The organism is Saprospiraceae bacterium (assembly GCA_026129545.1).
Lineage (GTDB): Bacteria > Bacteroidota > Bacteroidia > Chitinophagales > Saprospiraceae > M3007.
In genome coordinates this window covers 530,253-548,892 of the sequence record JAHCHX010000001.1, presented here as the reverse complement: position 1 = coordinate 548,892, position 18,640 = coordinate 530,253, and the positions used below count along the sequence as shown (strand labels likewise).

General features: G+C 51.7%; 18 protein-coding genes and 1 tRNA gene. 13 read left to right on the top strand and 6 right to left on the bottom strand.

The features are described from left to right. Window positions 1-17: 17 nt before the first annotated feature. The 6 genes from KIS77_01920 to KIS77_01895 all read left to right on the top strand — a co-directional run bounded on the left by KIS77_01920 (window position 18) and on the right by KIS77_01895 (window position 2,384). Window positions 18-473 carry an HNH endonuclease gene (locus KIS77_01920; GenBank protein MCW5921071.1) on the top strand — a complete coding sequence of 152 codons (456 nt, stop codon included), beginning with the start codon at window positions 18-20 and terminating at the stop codon, window positions 471-473. 74 nt (window positions 474-547) lie between these two features. Beyond that, window positions 548-784 (top strand): hypothetical protein, encoded by a 237-nt coding sequence (locus tag KIS77_01915; GenBank protein ID MCW5921070.1) that lies wholly within the window; start codon window positions 548-550, stop codon window positions 782-784. A gap of 37 nt (window positions 785-821) precedes the next feature. Then, window positions 822-1,115, top strand: coding sequence for a DUF2442 domain-containing protein (locus KIS77_01910; protein ID MCW5921069.1), 294 nt, complete (start codon window positions 822-824; stop codon window positions 1,113-1,115). Beyond that, on the top strand, window positions 1,102-1,362 hold the full coding sequence (locus tag KIS77_01905) for a DUF4160 domain-containing protein (protein MCW5921068.1): 261 nt from the start codon (window positions 1,102-1,104) through the stop codon (window positions 1,360-1,362). The genes KIS77_01910 and KIS77_01905 overlap by 14 nt, the downstream gene beginning before the upstream one ends. A 122-nt stretch (window positions 1,363-1,484) precedes the next feature. Beyond that, window positions 1,485-1,754 carry a hypothetical protein gene (locus KIS77_01900; GenBank protein ID MCW5921067.1) on the top strand — a complete coding sequence of 90 codons (270 nt, stop codon included), beginning with the start codon at window positions 1,485-1,487 and terminating at the stop codon, window positions 1,752-1,754. 24 nt (window positions 1,755-1,778) lie between these two features. After that, entirely contained in the window at window positions 1,779-2,384 is a 606-nt protein-coding gene (locus KIS77_01895; protein ID MCW5921066.1) for a GNAT family N-acetyltransferase, read from the top strand. On the opposite strand, the gene KIS77_01890 is transcribed toward KIS77_01895, so the two are convergent. Next, window positions 2,381-4,627, bottom strand: coding sequence for a patatin-like phospholipase family protein (locus tag KIS77_01890; protein MCW5921065.1), 2,247 nt, complete (start codon window positions 4,625-4,627; stop codon window positions 2,381-2,383). The two genes, KIS77_01895 and KIS77_01890, sit on opposite strands and share 4 nt — an antisense overlap. Window positions 4,628-4,860: 233 nt before the next feature. Then, window positions 4,861-7,083: a bifunctional (p)ppGpp synthetase/guanosine-3',5'-bis(diphosphate) 3'-pyrophosphohydrolase gene (locus tag KIS77_01885; protein MCW5921064.1), complete on the bottom strand. Its 2,223-nt coding sequence runs from the start codon at window positions 7,081-7,083 to the stop codon at window positions 4,861-4,863. A 352-nt stretch (window positions 7,084-7,435) separates the two neighbouring features. On the opposite strand from KIS77_01885, the gene KIS77_01880 reads away from it, so the two are divergent. The 5 genes from KIS77_01880 to KIS77_01860 all read left to right on the top strand — a co-directional run bounded on the left by KIS77_01880 (window position 7,436) and on the right by KIS77_01860 (window position 12,896). Beyond that, a tRNA-Leu gene (locus KIS77_01880) sits at window positions 7,436-7,517 on the top strand. A gap of 57 nt (window positions 7,518-7,574) precedes the next feature. Then, the gene (locus tag KIS77_01875) at window positions 7,575-8,984 is read left to right on the top strand and encodes a hypothetical protein (GenBank protein ID MCW5921063.1); all 1,410 of its coding nucleotides are present in this window, start codon (window positions 7,575-7,577) and stop codon (window positions 8,982-8,984) included. A 170-nt stretch (window positions 8,985-9,154) separates the two neighbouring features. Next, window positions 9,155-9,868, top strand: a complete 714-nt coding sequence (locus tag KIS77_01870; GenBank protein MCW5921062.1) for an ATP-dependent Clp protease proteolytic subunit — start codon at window positions 9,155-9,157, stop codon at window positions 9,866-9,868. Between the two features lie 254 nt (window positions 9,869-10,122). Beyond that, entirely contained in the window at window positions 10,123-11,409 is a 1,287-nt protein-coding gene (gene clpX, locus KIS77_01865; GenBank protein MCW5921061.1) for an ATP-dependent Clp protease ATP-binding subunit ClpX, read from the top strand. A 323-nt stretch (window positions 11,410-11,732) separates the two neighbouring features. Then, window positions 11,733-12,896 (top strand): OmpA family protein, encoded by a 1,164-nt coding sequence (locus tag KIS77_01860; protein MCW5921060.1) that lies wholly within the window; start codon window positions 11,733-11,735, stop codon window positions 12,894-12,896. A gap of 95 nt (window positions 12,897-12,991) precedes the next feature. Here the strand turns inward: KIS77_01860 and KIS77_01855 are convergent, their stop codons facing one another. Beyond that, window positions 12,992-13,765 carry a DUF4252 domain-containing protein gene (locus KIS77_01855; protein ID MCW5921059.1) on the bottom strand — a complete coding sequence of 258 codons (774 nt, stop codon included), beginning with the start codon at window positions 13,763-13,765 and terminating at the stop codon, window positions 12,992-12,994. 211 nt (window positions 13,766-13,976) lie between these two features. On the opposite strand from KIS77_01855, the gene KIS77_01850 reads away from it, so the two are divergent. Together KIS77_01850 and KIS77_01845 are read left to right on the top strand one after the other, a co-directional pair. Next, a complete protein-coding gene (locus KIS77_01850) occupies window positions 13,977-14,843 on the top strand; it encodes a prohibitin family protein (GenBank protein MCW5921058.1) in 867 nt (288 codons plus the stop codon). A gap of 163 nt (window positions 14,844-15,006) precedes the next feature. After that, window positions 15,007-16,122, top strand: a complete 1,116-nt coding sequence (locus KIS77_01845) for an OmpA family protein (GenBank protein MCW5921057.1) — start codon at window positions 15,007-15,009, stop codon at window positions 16,120-16,122. A gap of 21 nt (window positions 16,123-16,143) precedes the next feature. Here KIS77_01845 and KIS77_01840 read toward each other — a convergent pair whose 3' ends face one another. From KIS77_01840 to KIS77_01830, 3 genes are all read right to left on the bottom strand, one after another. Next, window positions 16,144-17,085, bottom strand: a complete 942-nt coding sequence (locus KIS77_01840; protein MCW5921056.1) for a DUF3137 domain-containing protein — start codon at window positions 17,083-17,085, stop codon at window positions 16,144-16,146. A 75-nt stretch (window positions 17,086-17,160) separates the two neighbouring features. Continuing rightward, window positions 17,161-17,652 carry a hypothetical protein gene (locus KIS77_01835; protein ID MCW5921055.1) on the bottom strand — a complete coding sequence of 164 codons (492 nt, stop codon included), beginning with the start codon at window positions 17,650-17,652 and terminating at the stop codon, window positions 17,161-17,163. A 57-nt stretch (window positions 17,653-17,709) separates the two neighbouring features. Continuing rightward, complete coding sequence (locus KIS77_01830) at window positions 17,710-18,495, bottom strand: ParA family protein (protein MCW5921054.1); 786 nt, start codon at window positions 18,493-18,495, stop codon at window positions 17,710-17,712. Window positions 18,496-18,640 lie beyond the last annotated feature (145 nt).

Genomic DNA, 18,640 nt, shown 5'->3' with positions numbered 1-18,640 from the left:
CTTTAAATTACTGGGAAATGCAGTTTGCAATCGAAATTGATGACAGTTATGTAATCCCTGAAACCCATCTCGACAACTCACAATTTATTGAACAGCGTCTTGCTGATGCTCCTGCGGAAAAACGCACTCAACTTGGGCTATTGCTTCGCTATCTTTATCAAAAAACCGACGGTCGAACTAACATTGAAAGAAGTGTAATTATAGCTGTTGAACCTCTAATCTCGCAAGCAGAAAATATTATGGCGCGTTGGTTACAAACTCGTACTAATGGAAGTGAGCGAAAAAATTATGGAACCAAAGCCTTGATTACTGCTCGAAATGCACATTATCGTTGCGAAAAATGTGGATTCCCCGATGTTAGGGCACTTCAACTTGACCATATTGATGGACGACGTTCTTCCGAAACAGACTTTATGTGTCTTTGTGCTAGCTGTCATCAGATAAAATCGAGGAAAAAAGATTGGCTTGGTTAAACTGGAGATTTGCCTTCTTCTCTTTTTATTTTAAATTTGTCTCCCAAAAACCCTCAAACCGAAAAGCAAAAGACATGAACCTAAATCTTGAAATCGGCTACGAGCAACTCTTAAAGTTGGTGATGCAATTGCCTTCCAAGCAAAGGAAGCAATTAGCCGAGGCTATTCAAAAAGCAGAAGCGGCTCCGCAGCAGCCGAATAATTTGCAAGAACTGCTGCTCACCGGCCCCGTCTGGACGGAAGAAGAATATCAGAACGTGTTGAAAACCAGAGAGCAACTCAACCAACTCGCCGAAAATGGTCTTAATTGACACCTCCGTCCTCATCGAGTATTTTCAATAAAACGCCATGTTCCCACACCTCCTCTCTGTCCAACCCACAGCCAAATACAAACTCCACCTTCGCTATGACGACGGCACGGAAGGCATGGCCGACGTGTCGCACCTGGCCGGGCGCGGCGTTTTTCGGCAATGGGACGAAGGCGACTTATTTTTTCAGGTAAAAATTGACCCCGAAACGAACGCCCTTGTTTGGAACGAAATGCTCGACCTCGACCCCGACAGCCTCTACCTGCAAATCAAGGGTTTGACTTTCGAACAATTCAAAGCCTCGCGAAAACAGCCCGCCCATGCCGCAGATTAGCCGCTTCTTTGGCATCATCATTTCGATGTATTTCAATGACCACAACCCGCCGCATTTTCACGCCCAATACGGGGAAGATGAATGTCTTATTGAAATCAACACTTTGACTGTTATCGAGGGTAAAATTCCTTCACGAGCACTCGGAATGGTCATCGAATGGGCAACTTTGCACAAAGAAGAATTGATGGAAAATTGGGAGAAAGCCAGCAATCTTGAGCCTCTTTTGAAGATTTTACCGCTGCGATAAATTTCCCCTCTTGAACAGACTTTCCACAGTTGGCAAGCAGTATGGGATGAATGTGATTTGCCTTTTCGCCGCACACGACTAAATTTGTCTCCCAAAAACCCTCAAACCGAAAAGCAAAAGACATGAACCTAAATCTTGAAATCGGCTACGAGCAACTGCTCCAACTGTTCCGGCAACTGCCGCCGAAGCAGAAAAAGCAGTTTTTGCAGGATATTCAAAAAGAAGTCGTTGTGAGCGCAGAAAAGGTAGATTTGGTGCAAGAACCTACTGCCGATTACGCCCGGCTGGAAATGAAGGATGCGGCTGCGCTTTTGCTGAACGACTACCTGCACGACGAAGAACTTACCGCTTTCACCGCCTTAGATGCCGAGACTTTCCATGAAACGCGGTGAAATCTGGCAAGTCAACTTACTCTCATGCTCGAAATCAACTTCCCTTCCTTCCCCACCCTCCACACCCCGCGCCTGCTCCTGCGTGAAATGACCCCCGACGACGCGGAATCCCTTTTTCAACTGCGCTCCAATGAGCAGGCGATGCGCTATCTGGGTCGGCCTTTGCAAAAAGACGTGAGCGAGGCGGTGGAGTTCATTGAAAAAATTCGGGCGAATTTTGCTCAAAATGAGGCCGTTGCATGGGGCATTGCATTTCACGGGCAGCCCAACCTGCTCGGCAACATTTCCTTCTGGAAAATGGACAAAGCCAACCACCGCACGGAAATCGGCTATATGCTGCACCCCGACTACTGGGGTCGAGGCATCATGAGTGAAGCGATGGCCGCCGCCCTCGAATACTGCTTCCGGGTGCTGAATTTCCACAGCATCGAGGCCAACACCGACCCCGAAAACGAGGCTTCTGGGCGGCTGTTGGAAAAACACGGCTTCGTGCAAGAGGCTTATTTTCGGGAAAATCTCTACTTAGAGGGGCGCTTCTTGGATTCGCGCATTTACTCGAAAATCAATCCATATCATTCTGTGCATTCGTCGGACGAATCAAAATCACCCGAAGAATTGAGCAAACATTAGAACGCCAACCCGAAATTGATGTAAGTCCCCACCCTGCCCGACTCGGGCGAATACATCACGCTGAGTTCGAGCGGCCCGATGGGTGAATTGTAAGCAGCCGTCAGCGCCGCGCCAGAAAGAAAATCGGGCGCTTGAAGTCCTTCTCTGCGACTGATAAAATTGTGCGCGGCACCATCGGCGCGAAGCGTCGCAAAAAGATTGCCGAGTATTTCCTGACGCACCCCCACCGACAATGCTGCCACGCTGGGTGTATAGACCGTCGCCTCCTGCAAGCCTGCGAACGTGACTTGGTTGCGGAACTGACGCAACAAGCCGCCGAGGGCAAAGTCGTTGAGCAGCGTCTGCCGATAACTAAAATTCAAGCCTGCTTGGGCTTGCCACACGAGCGTGGTGCGGCGGCTGAGAGGCTTGTAACAGTCGGCATTGAAAGTGAATCGAGGGAAGTCGTTGGCCCTGATGCCAAGCGAGTCGAGATTGTCGAACGGGTCGCCGTTGATGATTGCCGTGAGGGCGGGGCGCTGCTGAAACAAGTAGCCCACTTCCACGCCCATTTTTAACCCGCTTCTGGGGAGCACCGAGGCATCAAGCGTGTTGAGCGCCACGAAGCCGAACAGTGTCTGCACCTGATTCTCGCCGCGCAAGTCGAGCCGCGACGCGATGGAGGGGCGGTAGTGGAGCCATTCGTAGCGCCAACCCGTGCCGAGTGTCAGACGGCGTTTGGTGGAATATTGTAGTTTGGATTCTACTTTAAAAAAGGTTTGGCGCTGCGAGCCACTGGGGACAAACCGTTGGTAGTTGGTGAAGCCGAACGTTTCAAACTGGGCACCCGCGATAAAGGCCAGTCGGTTGCTTTTCCCAAATTGCTGCAAATGCTCGCCGCGTGCCCGGAAGTTCTCGCTCAGCGCCAAAGTGACCAAACTACGCGACGCTGGCATGAAAAGATTGCGGGTGGTGAGGTTGGCGTTCAAGCTGATGCTGCTAAACGAGTTGTAGTGCAGCGCGAGTTTTGCCTGCGTGAGGGCGTTTTCTTCCACGTCAAAAATCACCTTGTTCGTGCCGTTTGGCAAAGATTCCAGCGAGTAAAGGATGCGATTGTAGTAGCGCGTCCCGAATACGTTGCGCACCCTGCTCGAAAGCCTCGCCACGTTGTAATAACGCTGAGGGTCAAAACCCATCATTTTGAGAAAGTAAGCCTCGCTGGTGCGTTTCAGGCCGCGCACTTCCACCTCCGACACGAAGACCGAATCCGTGTTTGGCAAGCCTCGTGCGTTCAAATCCGGCTTTCCATAAATGGCGTCGAGCGAGTCCGCCAGATGCTTGAGGCGTGGGTACCAGAGCCATCCCTGTTCTATGCCGACATCAATAATCTCGTTGCCCCTTCCAAAACTCGCGGCGCTAAAGTCGTCCTCCACCGGGTGTTCTATGTAAAGGCTGCACAACTTGACTTGTTCTTGGTGTTGCAATCCATCGGGCAAAAAGATGACTTGCATCAAAATCGAAGCGGCATCGGTCAGTTTTTCTTGCGGCAAGAGGCCACTCGACACACTACTGCCAATGATGTAATCGGCTCCCATGTCTTTCACATCGGACACGGGAAGATTGCGCACGATGCCGCCATCCACCAACACCCTGCCATCAATCTCCACCGCCGTGAACACACTCGGAATAGCCATGCTTGCCCGAATGGAGTTGACCAGGCTACCCTCTTTCAGCACCACGGGGTGCCCTGTGCTGACCTCCGTGGCGACACATCGGAAAGGAATCGGCATTTTGTCAAAATCCGTGATGTTGTAGGCAGGGGCAAACATCTCGGCGAGTTTCAGCCACATTTCGGTACCTTCCAACACACCCGTAGGCAACTTGAAGCCATCCCCGGTCAGTTGCAGCTCGAGCGCATATTTGCCGTACTCCTCCTTTTCTTCCATAATCATGGACCGAAGGGAGGTTCTGTTGGTGAGCAGCACATCCCATTCGAGGGTGCGTGCCATTTTTTCAATCGAATCGCTCGAATAGCCCAGAGCGTACAGCCCGCCGACAATGCTGCCCATGCTTGTGCCTGTGAGGTAATCAATCTTAAGCCCGGCGGAATCAATGGCTTTCAGCACGCCGATATGTGCCAGCCCTTTGGCGCCGCCGCCGCTAAGGGCGAGGCCGATTTTGGGGCGGGCCTGTGAAGGTTGTTGGGCTTGCAGTGAAAAACAAAGGAAGAGTGGCAATACTGCCCAAAGTAAAATTTGCTTCATGAGCTGTTTTGTTTTGTGTCACAAAAGTAGGGGATATTTATCCCCTTGCTTTGCAAGAATTTTCAGTTCATCACGAGCATCCTACTTGATTTCAAACGAATTGCGATTTCAATCATGTTGAAAACTTGACAATTTGAAGCATATTTGAACAAAAAAACAAGCGGGTTTGCGTGGCTGCTTGGCCGTGCAAACCCGCTTGCTTGCGAGATGATGTAGCAAAAACATGAGCTGTCTCAACTCTCTCGAATTACTTGCGACACCCAATCAAAACTTTTTAGTTCCCTTATCACCACATTGAGTTGGTCGAGATTGGCGACCACCAGCCCGACTCGCCCCTCGAAATACCCCCCCTCACCAGAGATGGAGAACGACCTGATGTTGATGCCAAGTCCCGATATTTTGTCGGTGAGTTCCTTGATGACACCCGGGCCGCTGTCAATACCTGTGACTACGAGCGTGGTGAGGAAGTTGGATTTCACCACGTTGCCCCACCCCGCACCGAGAATGCGGTGGCCGTAGTTGGAAAGCAGGTGGTCGGCATTTGGGCAGGTGGTTCGGTGGATTTTGAACCCTTGGCTGACGGTCATATAAGCAAAAATCGCGTCGCCATGCACGGGATTGCAGCAGGTAGCGAAGGAGTAGGGATAGTAGCTGCCCGGCTCCCCGTTGATGATGACTTGTGGCTTGTCGCCGGGTTTGAGGCGAACCGCGGGGGGGGCTTCGTCAGTAACGGCCTCCGCTGCGTCCGGTTTGATGTTTTTTTCCTCGATTTCCACCAGATGCACACCATCCGAGCGGAATTTTTTGAGGTCTTTCAAATCCACCTGTTCCAGATAGATGGCACTCAAAAATTCCAATCGGTTGGGATAGCCATACCATTTGGCTAGCATATCGGCATTGTCTTCCACCGAGCATTTGAAAGCGTTGAGTTTGCGTTCGAGTATCTCACGGCCAAACTCCGCCTGCTTGCGCTTTTCTTCTTTGAGCGCGGTGCGAATCCGCGTCTTGGCCCTTGAAGTGACGACGAATTGGAGCCAATCCTCTTTGGGCTTTTGTTTTTTGTTGGTGATGACCTCCACTTGGTCGCCGCTGTGGAGCACATAATCAATGCGCTCGAGTCGGTTGTTCACCTTCACCGCTTGGCAGGTGCAGCCAACGTCGGAGTGAATGCTGAAGGCAAAATCAAGCGCGGTGGCTCCTTCTGGCAATATTTTCATCTCCCCTTTCGGAGTGAACACATGTATGTCGTCGGTGAGTAGGTTGCTCTGGAAATCGGCGAGGAATTCCACTGCATTTCCGGTGCCAGTGTTTTCCAGCGTCTCGCGCACCTGATTGAGCCAATTTTCGAACACGTCTTTCTTTTGCTTGCTCAGCCCGGCCACCCCTTTGTATTTCCAATGCGCAGCAAACCCGCGCTCGGCGATGTCGTCCATCCGCTCCGAGCGAATTTGCACCTCCACATAGCGTCCTTCCGGGCCGACCACCGTGGTGTGGAGCGATTCGTAGCCATTGGCTTTGGGGCTGGTAATCCAATCCTTGAGGCGTTCGGGTATGGGTTTATAGTAGTCGGTCACAAAAGTGTAAACCTGCCAGCAAGCCATACGCTCCTCATTGGGCGGCACGTCCAACACGATACGAACGGCAAAGAGGTCGTAGATGTCTTCAAATGACACCTGTTTGGTCTTTATCTTATTCCGAATCGAGTAAATCGTCTTGGGGCGCCCGGTGATGCGAGCCGGGATGCCCATCTCGTCGAGCCATGCATGGATGGGTTTGGTGAACTCTCGGATATAGTGTTCGCGGGCACGGCGGGTTTGCGCCAGCTTGTCGGCGATTTCGTGATATTCTTCGGGGTGGTTGATTTTCAGGCACAAATCCTGAAACTCGCTTTTGATTTGATAAAGGCCCAATCTGTGCGCCAGAGGGGCATAGATGGAGGTGGTTTCGGCAGCGATTTTCAGTTGTTTGTGATGCGCCATGCTTTTGATGGTGCGCAGGTTGTGGAGGCGGTCGGCCATTTTTATCAGCACTACCCGCACATCAGAGACCATCGCGCGGAGCACCTTGCCTATGTTTTCGGCTTGTGGGCTTTCCGAGTCGTGCAGTCCATCGAGCTTGGTCAATCCATCCACTATGAGCGACACGCGCGGGCCAAAACGCTCATGGATTTCCTTGAGCGTGATGTCGGTATCTTCCACCACGTCGTGGAGCAGCGCACAAATGGCCGCCGTAGGCCCCAGCCCGATTTCTTCGACACAAATCCGCGCCACGGCGATGGGGTGCGTGATGTAGGGTTCGCCCGACTTTCTGCGTTGTTTTTTGTGTGCCTCTGCTGCCATTTCAAAGGCCGCGCGAATGGCTTTGCGGTCCTTTTTGTTGAGCGGAGTTTTGAAGGATTTGAGCAGCTTGCGATAAGCGCGGTTGATAAGGGCGCGGTCTTCCGCTTCGCCGGGCATGGCAACCCCATTGAGTGGGCGGGCTTGGTTGCCCTTCTCCTCTTTATTTGTCTCGGTTGGTGCCGCCACGTTGGTGAAATCTTCCTGCTCCATGATGCCCATTGCGAATTTTCAGCGAAATTAGAATCAAACTTTGGGTTGGCAAAATATGTTTACGGCTCGTTAACGGTTTTTATCTTGGCGAGGTGCTTTCTTTTTTGCCGAAAGGCTGTACTTTTGCCCTCCTTTTTGAAAAAGGGGTGTTAGGAACGAATGACAGACTTTTGGAACTGAAAATTTTAGAATTACAAAAAATCTGCCAACTGTCATTACACCGAATGAGGTGGCACGTTGCATAAATAAACTTCACAACGCGGGCGTGGCGAAATTGGTAGACGTACCAGACTTAGGATCTGGCGCCGAGAGGCATGGGGGTTCGAGTCCCTCCGCCCGCACTTCTTTTGTTTGATGTGCCCCCATCAGCCAATAACTACTCAACTTATTACAGATTCATGGTTGTCCGCAACGATATTGACAATTCGTCCGCCCTCCTCACCGTCACCGTCACCCGCGAAGAACTGAAGCCCCAACTTGATGCTGAACTCAAGAAATTTCGCAATCGAGTCCCCGTCAAAGGTTTTCGCGCAGGCCACACCCCCATTGATGTCGTAAAAAAACTTTATGGCTCGGCTATCTTTAGTGACACACTGAATGATTTGCTCTCCAAAAAACTCTACGACTTCCTCCAAGAGAGCGGGCTTGAGGTGCTGGGACAGCCTTTGCCAAGCGAGGAACAACGGAAGTTTACCTTCAAAATCAGCGACCCTGAACCGGAATATGCCGTGACCTATGAGGTCGGCTTCGTGCCGTCATTTGAAATAAATGGTCTGGAAAAAAGCACCTCTTTCGAGAAACTGGTTATCTCAAACCTCGACGAACTGGCCGAGCAGGACCTCGAATACGCTCGAAACCGGATGGGCAAACGCAGCAACCCGGAAGACGATATTCGGGAAGACGACATCGTGCGCATCGCCTCTCGCGAACTCGAATCTGAAAACGGAGAAATAAAAGAGGGAGGTTGGGAAACTACCATAACGCTCTTTATCAAGGACATGACCGACGAGCCGACAAAAAACCAGTTGCTTTCCGCAAAAAAAGGCGACACGCTCCGGTTCAATGCACGCACCCTCGAAAACCATGAAAAAGACGAGATGTATCGGAAATACATCCTGAACATCCCAGCCGACGACGCGCGCGAGGTGGGCGATTGGTTTGAGGGCACCATCGAAGAAGTCAGCCGTGTGGAAGCCGCCGCGCTCGACCAAGAGTTCTTCGAGGGTTACTTTGGCCCCGACAAGGTGAATAGCAAAGAGGAGGCCATGGAACAATTGAAAAAAGGCATCCAGCAGTTCTACGATGTGCGCTCCAATGCGCTCCTGATGCGCGCTTTTCAAGAGCGATTGATGAGCAATAACCCCATTGAATTGCCCGAGAAATTCCTGAAACGCTGGCTGCTCGTGTCCAACGAAGGCAAGCTCAGCGAAGCACAACTCGAGACCGAATTCCCCTATTTTATCGAAAACTTGCGCTGGACAATGCTGCGCGAAAAAATCATGAAAATGTACGGCCTAAAAGTGACGGAGGCCGACATCGTGGAAGCCTTTAAAGACCGTGTCCGTAGCTATTTTCAGATAGACTTGCCCGAACACCTCATCAACAACAGCGTGCAGCGCCTGATGGAAAATGAAAAGGAAGTGGAAAAAGTGGAACGCGAAATCGAGACAGACAAAATCTTCGCAGCCATCCGCGACCAAGTGACGGTGACGGAAAGAGCCATTCCATCGGATGAATTCCACAATATATTGGACGCAGCGACCCAAAAGGCAGAGGCCGAACAGTTGGAGGCCGTGAATGAGAAATGATGCGACAAGGCCGATTTTCACCTCGGCTTCGTGCGTTTTTTCGTTCATCGTTCGAGACCCGTCGTTTGTCACTCATGGATGCCCTTTCATAGAGATTTACAGTTCCATTTTTTTCGAGCGCAACCCGCCGTTTGAAAAGTTGTTTCATTTGCCTCAAAAATTATTAAATCATGTTTGACAAAAACGAATTTCAGAAGTACGCCACCAAGCATCTCGGCATGAGCAGCATGCACTTGGACAAGTACATGACGGCCACCGGAGCCGTTGCAGCGCCCAACATCCGCGCATTCACGCCAGCAGTCATCGAGGAACGCCAGATGAACGTGGTCGCCATGGACGTCTTTAGCCGTTTGATGATGGACCGCATCATCTTCATGGGTGTGCCCGTCACGGAGTATGTCTCCAACGTGATACAGGCCCAGCTCCTGTTCCTCGAATCAAGCGACCCCAAGCGCGATATCCAAATGTTTATCAACAGCCCCGGCGGTTCGGTCATTGACGGGCTTGGCATCTACGACACCATGCAATATGTCGCGCCCGATGTAGCCACTATATGCACCGGGTTGGCGGCATCCATGAGCGCCGTGTTGCTCGCTTCCGGCACCAAAGGCAAGCGCAGCTGCCTGTTTCACAGCCATGTCATGATTCACCAGCCGATGGGTGGGGCGCAAGGCCAAGTTTCAGACATCGAGATTACCTACAAGCTGATTAAGAAAATGCAGAAATCACTCTACGATATCCTCGCTCACCATACGGGTCAGCCTTATGAGAAAATCGAAGAGGACTGCGACCGCGACAATTGGATGAACGCCGAGGAAGCCAAAACCTATGGTTTAGTGGATGAGGTGCTCGACCGCAACAACCCGCGCAGAAAGCAAGACTGAGCCACAAGGGGCACGAGTAAATCAGATACAGAAACAGCAAGAGTCATCTCGAATCCTCGGCGATGGCTCTTGCTGTTTCTGTGTTCGTTTGTTACTCCCAGCGGGATGCCTCATCTTTCTGAACAGTATCCAAAACATCAAGCGACAAACATCCCATTCCCTGCAACACTGGCGATTTTCGCGTAAGTTTGCAGCCCCAATCGAACCGCCTCAAAACCCAACTCACACAAACTCGAAAGTACGCTCAATACACTATGATAAATCGTGGCAGACCAACACAACACCGCTGCTCTTTCTGCGGACGCAGCGAAGAGGAAGTGATGATACTCGTCTCCGGCATGGACGGGCAGATATGCGAAACCTGCGTGGAAAAAGCGCAGGAAATCATTGACCAAGAACTCCGAAAAGCCGGCGTGCAACAAGAGGCGGAGCCTTCCGAAGGCAAAAGCAGCCGATACAGCGGCCCTATCCATCTTATCCCTCCCCGCGACATCAAGACCTTTCTCGACCAGTACGTCATTGGTCAAGATGATGCTAAAAAAGTGCTGGCGGTGGCCGTTTACAACCATTACAAACGCCTCCAGCAGTACGGCAACACCACGCCGGATGACGTGGAAATAGAAAAGTCCAACGTGCTGTTCGTCGGCCAGACGGGCACGGGAAAAACGCTCTTGGCCAAGACGATTGCCAAACTGCTCAACGTGCCCTTTGCCATTGTGGATGCCACCATTTTCACCGAAGCAGGCTATGTGGGCGAAGACGTGGAGAGCATCCTCTCGCGCCTGTTGCAAGTGTGCGATTTCGACGTGGAGGCTGCCGAACGCGGCATCGTTTACATTGACGAAATTGACAAAATCGCCCGCAAACAGGACAACCCCTCCATCACCCGCGACGTGTCGGGCGAGGGCGTGCAGCAGGGAATGTTGAAAATGTTGGAAGGTGCGGAAGTACTCGTGCCGCCGCAGGGAGGCCGCAAGCACCCGGAGCAAAAATTGGTAAAAATCAACACTCAGAACATCCTCTTCATCGCGGGAGGCGCTTTCGATGGCATTGAAAAAATCATCGCCCGGCGCGTCAACACACAGATTATCGGCTTCAACAAAAAGGAAACCGAGCGCATTGACAAAGAAAACCTGCTTCAATACGTCAGCCATCAAGACGTGAAAAGCTACGGCCTCATACCCGAACTCGTGGGCCGTATGCCCATCGTCGTCCACCTCGAACCGCTCGACCTGATGGCGCTGCGCCGCATCCTCACCGAACCGCGCAACGCGCTCATCCGCCAATATGAAAAATTGTTTGCCCTCGAAGGAGTGCAGCTCAACATACTGCCCGAAGCGATTGATTTTATTGCTGAAAAAGCCCTCGAATACAAACTCGGCGCGCGTGGCTTGCGCTCACTCTGCGAGGCCATCCTTACCGATGCCATGTTCGAACTGCCCACCTCGACCAAAGGCGATAAAAAACAGTTGGACATTGACCGCGAATATGCCGAGGAAAAACTGGAAGGAGCACGAATCGGGCGTTTGAAGGCTGCGTGAGGCCCGCTCGCAAAAGATAAACGCGGCGCAAGAGATACACTCTTTGCGCCGCGTTTATTTTGAAAACCGTAAAAACTTATGTCAAACAGTGTTTGATAGCTCATTTACGCATTCCGATTCGACACACACCTCTGCCACTCAAGTGTTAAAACCTATCTTTTCATCGAAAAAGAAACATCAAAAGCGACATTCTGGCGTTAGTGTCTAAATTTTGCAGCGAGGAACAAATGGCAGCACCGGGAAACACCGTCAGACAAGCCCGCGAACGGCACATTCTTTGTCGCCTGCTGCCATCAATTGCTAATCAAAACATTAAGACCGCTATGTCTTTTGAAAGAAAACTTGGGTGGCTTGCCAGCGCTTTGGCGCTACCGTTCTTTATGGCCGCGCAAACCAAAGACGCGCCCATCAACTTCGCCAACCCGTCGTTCGAGGATTTGCCGCGCTCCGGCGTAACCCCCTCTGGTTGGTACGACTGTGGCAGCCCCGGAGAAACCCCACCGGATGTGCAACCCGGCCAATTCGACGTGACCAAGCCGCCCAGCCACGGCAACTCCTATCTCGGCCTTGTGGTGCGTGACAACGAAACATGGGAAGGCGTGGCGCAACGCCTCAGCCGCCCCTTGGAAAAAGGACAGTGCTACGAGTTCACGATGGACATCTGCCGGTCGGAGCTTTACCTGAGCACCAGCAAACTCACCGGCCAAAGCGCCAACTATGCCACGCCTGCCAAATTGCGCATATGGGGCGGCACTGGCTTTTGCAGCAAAGCAGAATTGCTTTACGAGACCTCCGTCGTCACCAACACCCGCTGGCTTGGGCACACCTTCCGCCTAAGCCCAAAGAACAGCAACTATTCGTTCATCTTTTTTGAGGCTTATTACAAGACCCCCGTTTTGTTCCCGTACAATGGCAACATCCTGCTCGACAACGCCAGCGCCATCAAGCCAGTCGTGTGCGGCCCCGACAAAATGCCCGACGAAAAGCCCCCTGCGCCTCCTATCACGACCAATAAACCGAAGGAAAACAACACAACGAGCAAGGGCGGCGCAACCGTGCGGGAGGATAGCTCAACCAAGCGCCAGCCCGAGCCAGTCAAGCCCGTCGCAACAGACATTGAGCGCAGAAAAGGCAAAATTTATCGCCTCGACCATGTTTATTTCGATGCCGGAAAATTTGAAATAAAGCCCGAAAGCGAACCTGAACTTGAAAAATTCTACAAGTTCTTGCGGGAAAACCCGGACATCGTGGTAGAGGTGCGCGGACACACCAACAATCTCATGTACCCCGACTCCACGGCAGCCTTCAACCTCTCGACCAATCGAGCCAAATCAGTGGCCGAATGGCTCGTAGAAAAAGGCATTGATGCCAGCCGCGTCCAATACAAAGGGTATGGGTGGAAAATGCCGGTGGAGCCAAACACGTCGCCAGAAGGCAGAAAAAAGAACCAACGCGTGGAAGTGAAGATTGTGAACATGAACGGGTAGAGGCGGAAGAGCATCCGCTAGAACCAAAAAGCACGAGCGCGGAGGACACCTTTTGAAGGCATCCTCCGCGCTCGTGCTTTTTAGCCTTGTGGGCATCAGTTTTTCACGATGCGCACCTGTTTCACACCGACCTTGCCGCCTTGAGTTTTTAGCTGCACCCAATATAGGCCACTCGGCAGCTCGGGCAAAATCACTTGCTGAATCGGTATGCCCGAAAGACGCAACTGAGCAACCTGACGGCCATGCTGGTCAATCACGCAAAGCAGCGACGGAACGTCTTGCTCGTCATTGTAGGCAATCGTGAACGCTCCGCTGCTTGGGTTGGGGCTGACACCGAAATCAATAGCCACCGCCTCAGTGGTGCGGGCCAACTGCTCGGCCGCTCCCGCCTCAAACAATTCAGCCAACTCGGAGAGATTGCCCAATTCGAGCTCGCCCGCAAAGCAAACCAACACAAATTCATCGGGCGAACCCACCAGCAACACCATGTCCGTCACGACACTTTCCTCGCTTTTGGCCCAAATACGGACGTTTTCCTTGCCATCCCGAACAGTCAACAATTCATCAAACTCATCGGTAGGCACTTTTTGAAGTGCTTCCTTGTAAAGTTTAATGCCGTCAGTGATGCTATCTGCGGCCAAAATGCTCAGGCTCCCGATGTTCCTCACCACGTTGTGCAGTTTGTTCCAGTCCTTGTCGGCCACGCGGGTCTGCGTCGCCACCTCGAAGAGGTCCTTGCTCAGATAAGCAAAGGTGAAGGCCGGGGCTTTTTTATGTTGCTCGATAAACTGGGCGATGGCTTCGGGTTGAGATTGAGCCATGCCACTGGCAAGCATGGCCACGACGAGGCAAAGCATAATTTGTTTCATAGCGAATGGTTGAAAAGTGATGGAAATGGAGCGGAGACGAACGCCCCACGCAAGATGTTACGGCTTTGCTGAAGAATATTCGGGAAATCCAAAACTGTCAATTTTTTCTTAAAAAAAGACTTTTTGCCAAACACTCATTTTTCATCCTTGTTAGGACTCAAAGTGTCCTGCACGCATAAAGCTCAAATTTTCACACTTAAACTTCTTCGTTATGAGAAATACCGTGTTTTTCAAATTGTTTGGTGCGGCGGTTGTGTTGCTGAGCCATGTCGCCCAAAGCTGCACCGTCGTTCGTCAAGGAGAGTTCGGGGTAAAACGCAAATTGGGCAAATACGACGACAACGTCTATACCAGCGGCCTGCGCACGTTCAATCCATTCACCAGTAGAATCGTGAAAATAAGCGGACAAACCGAGAACATCGAAGTCTCCGTCAATATCCCTTCGCGCGAGGGCCTCACCATTCAGAGCGAGGTCTCCATACTCTACAATGTGGTGCAAAGGCAAGCCCCCAGTCTGCTCCGCAGCGTTGGGCTGGACTATGAGCAAACCATCATCCTGCCCGTGTTCCGCTCTGCGGTGGCCGATGTCACCGCCCGCTACTACGCAAAGGACATGCACTCAGGCAGCCGGGCAGAAATCGAGGTAAGCATCCGCGAGTTGATGATGCAGACTTTGGAGAAAAAAGGCATCATAGTGGAAGCGGTGTTGTTGAAAAGCATCGTGTTGCCACGCAACCTGACCAAGGCAATAGAGGAAAAACTTGAAGCCGAACAACAAGCACAACGGATGGAATTTGTGCTTTTGCAGGAAAAACAGGAGGCCGAACGCAAGCGCATACAAGCGCAAGGCTTGAGCGATGCCAACAAAATCATTGCCGAAGGCCTAAGCCAAGAAGTGTTGCAGTTCAAAGCCCTCGACGCTTGGCTCGAATTGAGCAAGTCGCCCAACGCCAAGGTCATCATCACCAATGGCTCAGTGCCCACCATGATGGACATTGACCAACCGACCTCCACCACCATGCAGCCCCGCCCCATCCCATCAAGAGCGACTGGGCCAGTACTCGGCTCCAACGAATAAAACCGACTTGCTCGAACTTAAACACACAAACAATCGGAACACGCCCACCCGACGGATGGACGTGTTCCTTTTTTTAGGGTAGTTCTTTATTTTTCAGCTGGAATGTTCCAACTTTGTCGGGTACTTTACATTGAAAATCATTTTTTCAACAAAACGAATTCCAATGAAATCAATTCGACACATCACACTCTTGAGCAGCACCCTGCTAGCGTTTTTTCCCTCGTTCCTTCTAGGGCAGAACCTCGTGCTCAACCCCGGCTTTGAGGAAATCACCCCCGACAAGTCCGTCACGCTGAACAGCCCCATCGAGACGGCAGCCCACTGGAGCGCCCCACACGCTGGCAAGTCTTTGCTCTACACCACCTCCAACGGCTACATATACGACCCTAACGGTGCCTCGTGGCCCTTCAAGGCACGCACCGGCAAAAACGTGGCGGGTATGAACGTCTATGGGGAAAGTATGTTCGGCGAGCCGCTCCGCGAATACATCCAAGGCACCTTGACGCGCCCACTGACGGTGGGCAAGCAGTATGTTTTTGAGTTTTGGGTACACTACCACTGCGAGGGAGCCAACAACATAGGCATTGTTTTTTTGCCTGAAAAAATCAAGGACAACTCCACCGGATTACTCAAATTCCAACCTGTTTCATTTCAAAAAGAGGTCACCAAATACAATAACGACAAGGACACTTGGACAGTGGTGCGCGATACCTTCGTAGCCGTGAAGCCATTCAAAAGTTTCATCATTGGCAATTTTTTGCCCGACAGCCTGACCGAGATAGAAGACAACGGCTACAATCACCACTTTGCATACATTGACGACATTGTGGTGCTGGAATTGAGCAATAAAGCACAGGTTGTCATTTCAAAAGCCGAAACGGAGAAGTGGGAAGGCAACACGGAAGTAAGCAAAGTATTGGCAGTGGCACCGAAAGGCGTGTCGTCAGAGACATCGCTCGTCTATTTCAAGTTTGACTCCGCCACATTGCAACCCGAGGCCAAATCCATGCTCGACGAAATCGCCGCCCAATGGGGACAAACCCCCAACGGCGTCACCATCGCGCTCGGGGGCCATGCCAGCAGCGAAGGCAGCTCGGCGTACAACAAAAGGCTCTCTCAACGCCGCAACCAAGCCGTGCGCAGATACCTTCTTTCAAAAGGCATACCCGCTTCCAATATCTCCACGACCGCTTTTGGGGAAGAAAACCCCGCCGCCGACAATGATACGGAGGGCAACAGGAGCAAAAACCGACGGGTAGAAATTCGAGTGAATCAGTAAAACTGGCAGATGAAGGCTTGCTCAATTCATCACATCCACATCCAGCATGAGCTCAAGCAACAGGCGGATGTCGCTGAAAAACTCGCCAATCGTTTCAAAATTGGCGTTATTGGCAAATAGGGAAGGCTCCAACAGGTCCTTATCCTGTGAGAGCGCGATATAAATCCTGTCAGCGATGATGGAGAAATAAATCTCCTTTTGCCGATTTTTTTGCTGAAACATCGCCCTGAATTTCAGAATCAACTGCTGCATCTCCTCCGAAATCACGTCTTGCACCCGAATGTCGGGCGTTGCGTAAGTGTCAAAGAACACCTCGAATTCGGGCAACAAATTTTCTTTCACGCGGCGCCCTCCCACCAAATGAAAGGCACGCTCGCTGCGGCTCATGTATTTGCGATAGGCATCGGGCAGCACCAACACACCCCCGTGCATATCCCAGCGTTTGTAATCGCCTACGAGAAAAACACCGTGAAACACGAGGTCGAGTTTGCTCCGAGTGGGCGAAAATTCCTTCACGCGCAGCTCACACAGTTCAAAGGGCGTCTCGCGCACTTGCCCCTGAATCAGGTCTTCGCCCGCATACACTTCGGCAGATGTGAAGATGCGGCTTTCGAGAAAAGTCTTGGGTTCGATGACACCTTTTGGGTCGTAGCCCGTGAATGAAAAATTCACGTCGTTGTCAATAAAATCGAGAATCAACTCCACGATGCGCGGCTTGAACTCCCGATAAAAAACTTGAACCCGGAAAATCAGGTAGGAAATCCACAGCGCCACCGGGATGAACAGCAGCAAGGTGAAGACAAAAACATTGACAAAAATTTGCAGCGCCACCACTCCGAACAAAAACACGCCCGACAAGGCCAACAGCCGCAGCAATCGCCGCCGACGATGCTCCAGATGAAGCAGTTCAGGGAAGATATTTTGATTGTAAAATTGGCGAAAATCGTGGTAGGAGTTGTGCATAAACGATGATGAACGACGCAGTTGGAATGGGGATGCGCGGGGGCCAATCCCCTTCCACAACCCATCATTCACGGTTCAAAAGTCTATTCCTTTTTGCTGCGTGTATTCCTCGATGTACTCGTCAATGAGATGGACGAGCAAATCCCGCATATAGGAGTTTTCCAATCGAGCGATGGCTTTTAGCTTTTCCAATTTGGCTCGGTCGAGCGTCACGGTCAGTCGTTTTTTCCCGGTTGCCTCATCCGTTGCAATTTCCTGCACGTCAATGGTTTGGCGAATGAGCGCATCCAATCCGGTCATGGACGAGCGAACGCTGGCACTTGAGGCAGAGGCCTTCGTCTTGCCGCTGGGCGTGGTCGTGTCAGGTTGGTTGGCCTCGTAGCGTTCGAGGCTTTCCTCCAATGCCTCTTGCAGCAGCGAATCGAGGTCGGACATAAAATTCTTGTGTGCCGCCCTGCGCTCCTGTGGGCGAGCCACGATGGTCGCTGCCGCAAAATGGTCGCCCTGCCCGGCATGGACATCGGTCAGCAGATCATCGAGACCCTCGGAAAATCTTTTTTTACTCATTGGATTTGTCCTTTATTCAATACAGGCAATATCTCGTTGGCAATTGGCACATTGCGCTCAGTTGACGGTGGAGGGTTGCTCGCTGAACACGCCATTTTCCACCCGCTCCAAAAACTCCCGGCTCAGTGCCAGATAATCCGCGGCGCCAGGGCTTTTGGGGCTGTACTCAAAAATGTCCTTGCGCTGGGCCGGCGCCTCTGCCAACGCCACATTGTCGCGGATGTAAGTGCCAAACACCTTGTCGCCGAAATACTTGTGAATGGTATCCACCACATCGCGATTGAGCACGCGCCTGCTATCGTACATGGTGGCAATCACGCCGGCCATTTCCACCTGCTTGTTGAGGCGGAATTTCACCTTGTCAATCACCTGCTTTATTTTGGCAAGCCCCTGCACGGCAAGAAATTCCGTCTGCAACGGAATCAACACATAGCGGCTGCTCGTGAGCGCGTTGAGCGTGAGCAGCCCCAGCGAGGGCGGGCAGTCAATCAAAATGTAGTCATAATCGTCCGCCACCTGATGGAGCAATTCGCGCAGGATGAACTCGCGCCCGGCTTCGTTGATGAGTTCCATCTCAGCGCCAGAAAGGTCGAGTGATGAGGTGACGACGTCAAGATTGGGCTTGTAAGTGTAGGGAGCCAGTTCGCCTTCGCCGCGCAACGCTTCATAAATCGTGAATTTCTGCCGTGGTATGCCCAGCGAAATAGTCAGGTTGGCTTGCGGGTCGAGGTCAATCAGGAGCACTCGCTTGCCCAATTCCACCAAACCCGCGCCTATATTGATGGCGCTCGTCGTTTTGCCGACACCGCCTTTGTGATTGAGAAGAGATACAACTATACCCATAGAAAGGTTTGAAGGTTGCTGGTTTCACCAACAAAAGTACAAAAGTTTATCAAACAACATCCCGGCCAAAAACAGAGATGCAAGTTGGAGGATAGGTTTGTTTGAGATTTTTTTTCAAAGGAGATCAGTCGCAAAATTCTGATTA

Bases quoted from the DNA above. Each gene is read 5' to 3' on its own strand.
- KIS77_01920 (MCW5921071.1), top strand. From the start codon at position 18: ATGCAGTTTGCAATCGAAATTGATGACAGTTATGTAATCCCTGAAACC.
- KIS77_01915 (MCW5921070.1), top strand. From the start codon at position 548: ATGAACCTAAATCTTGAAATCGGCTACGAGCAACTCTTAAAGTTGGTG.
- KIS77_01910 (MCW5921069.1), top strand. From the start codon at position 822: ATGTTCCCACACCTCCTCTCTGTCCAACCCACAGCCAAATACAAACTC.
- KIS77_01905 (MCW5921068.1), top strand. From the start codon at position 1,102: ATGCCGCAGATTAGCCGCTTCTTTGGCATCATCATTTCGATGTATTTC.
- KIS77_01900 (MCW5921067.1), top strand. From the start codon at position 1,485: ATGAACCTAAATCTTGAAATCGGCTACGAGCAACTGCTCCAACTGTTC.
- KIS77_01895 (MCW5921066.1), top strand. From the start codon at position 1,779: ATGCTCGAAATCAACTTCCCTTCCTTCCCCACCCTCCACACCCCGCGC.
- KIS77_01890 (MCW5921065.1), bottom strand. From the start codon at position 4,627: ATGAAGCAAATTTTACTTTGGGCAGTATTGCCACTCTTCCTTTGTTTT.
- KIS77_01885 (MCW5921064.1), bottom strand. From the start codon at position 7,083: ATGCCCGGCGAAGCGGAAGACCGCGCCCTTATCAACCGCGCTTATCGC.
- KIS77_01875 (MCW5921063.1), top strand. From the start codon at position 7,575: ATGGTTGTCCGCAACGATATTGACAATTCGTCCGCCCTCCTCACCGTC.
- KIS77_01870 (MCW5921062.1), top strand. From the start codon at position 9,155: ATGTTTGACAAAAACGAATTTCAGAAGTACGCCACCAAGCATCTCGGC.
- clpX (MCW5921061.1), top strand. From the start codon at position 10,123: ATGATAAATCGTGGCAGACCAACACAACACCGCTGCTCTTTCTGCGGA.
- KIS77_01860 (MCW5921060.1), top strand. From the start codon at position 11,733: ATGTCTTTTGAAAGAAAACTTGGGTGGCTTGCCAGCGCTTTGGCGCTA.
- KIS77_01855 (MCW5921059.1), bottom strand. From the start codon at position 13,765: ATGAAACAAATTATGCTTTGCCTCGTCGTGGCCATGCTTGCCAGTGGC.
- KIS77_01850 (MCW5921058.1), top strand. From the start codon at position 13,977: ATGAGAAATACCGTGTTTTTCAAATTGTTTGGTGCGGCGGTTGTGTTG.
- KIS77_01845 (MCW5921057.1), top strand. From the start codon at position 15,007: ATGAAATCAATTCGACACATCACACTCTTGAGCAGCACCCTGCTAGCG.
- KIS77_01840 (MCW5921056.1), bottom strand. From the start codon at position 17,085: ATGCACAACTCCTACCACGATTTTCGCCAATTTTACAATCAAAATATC.
- KIS77_01835 (MCW5921055.1), bottom strand. From the start codon at position 17,652: ATGAGTAAAAAAAGATTTTCCGAGGGTCTCGATGATCTGCTGACCGAT.
- KIS77_01830 (MCW5921054.1), bottom strand. From the start codon at position 18,495: ATGGGTATAGTTGTATCTCTTCTCAATCACAAAGGCGGTGTCGGCAAA.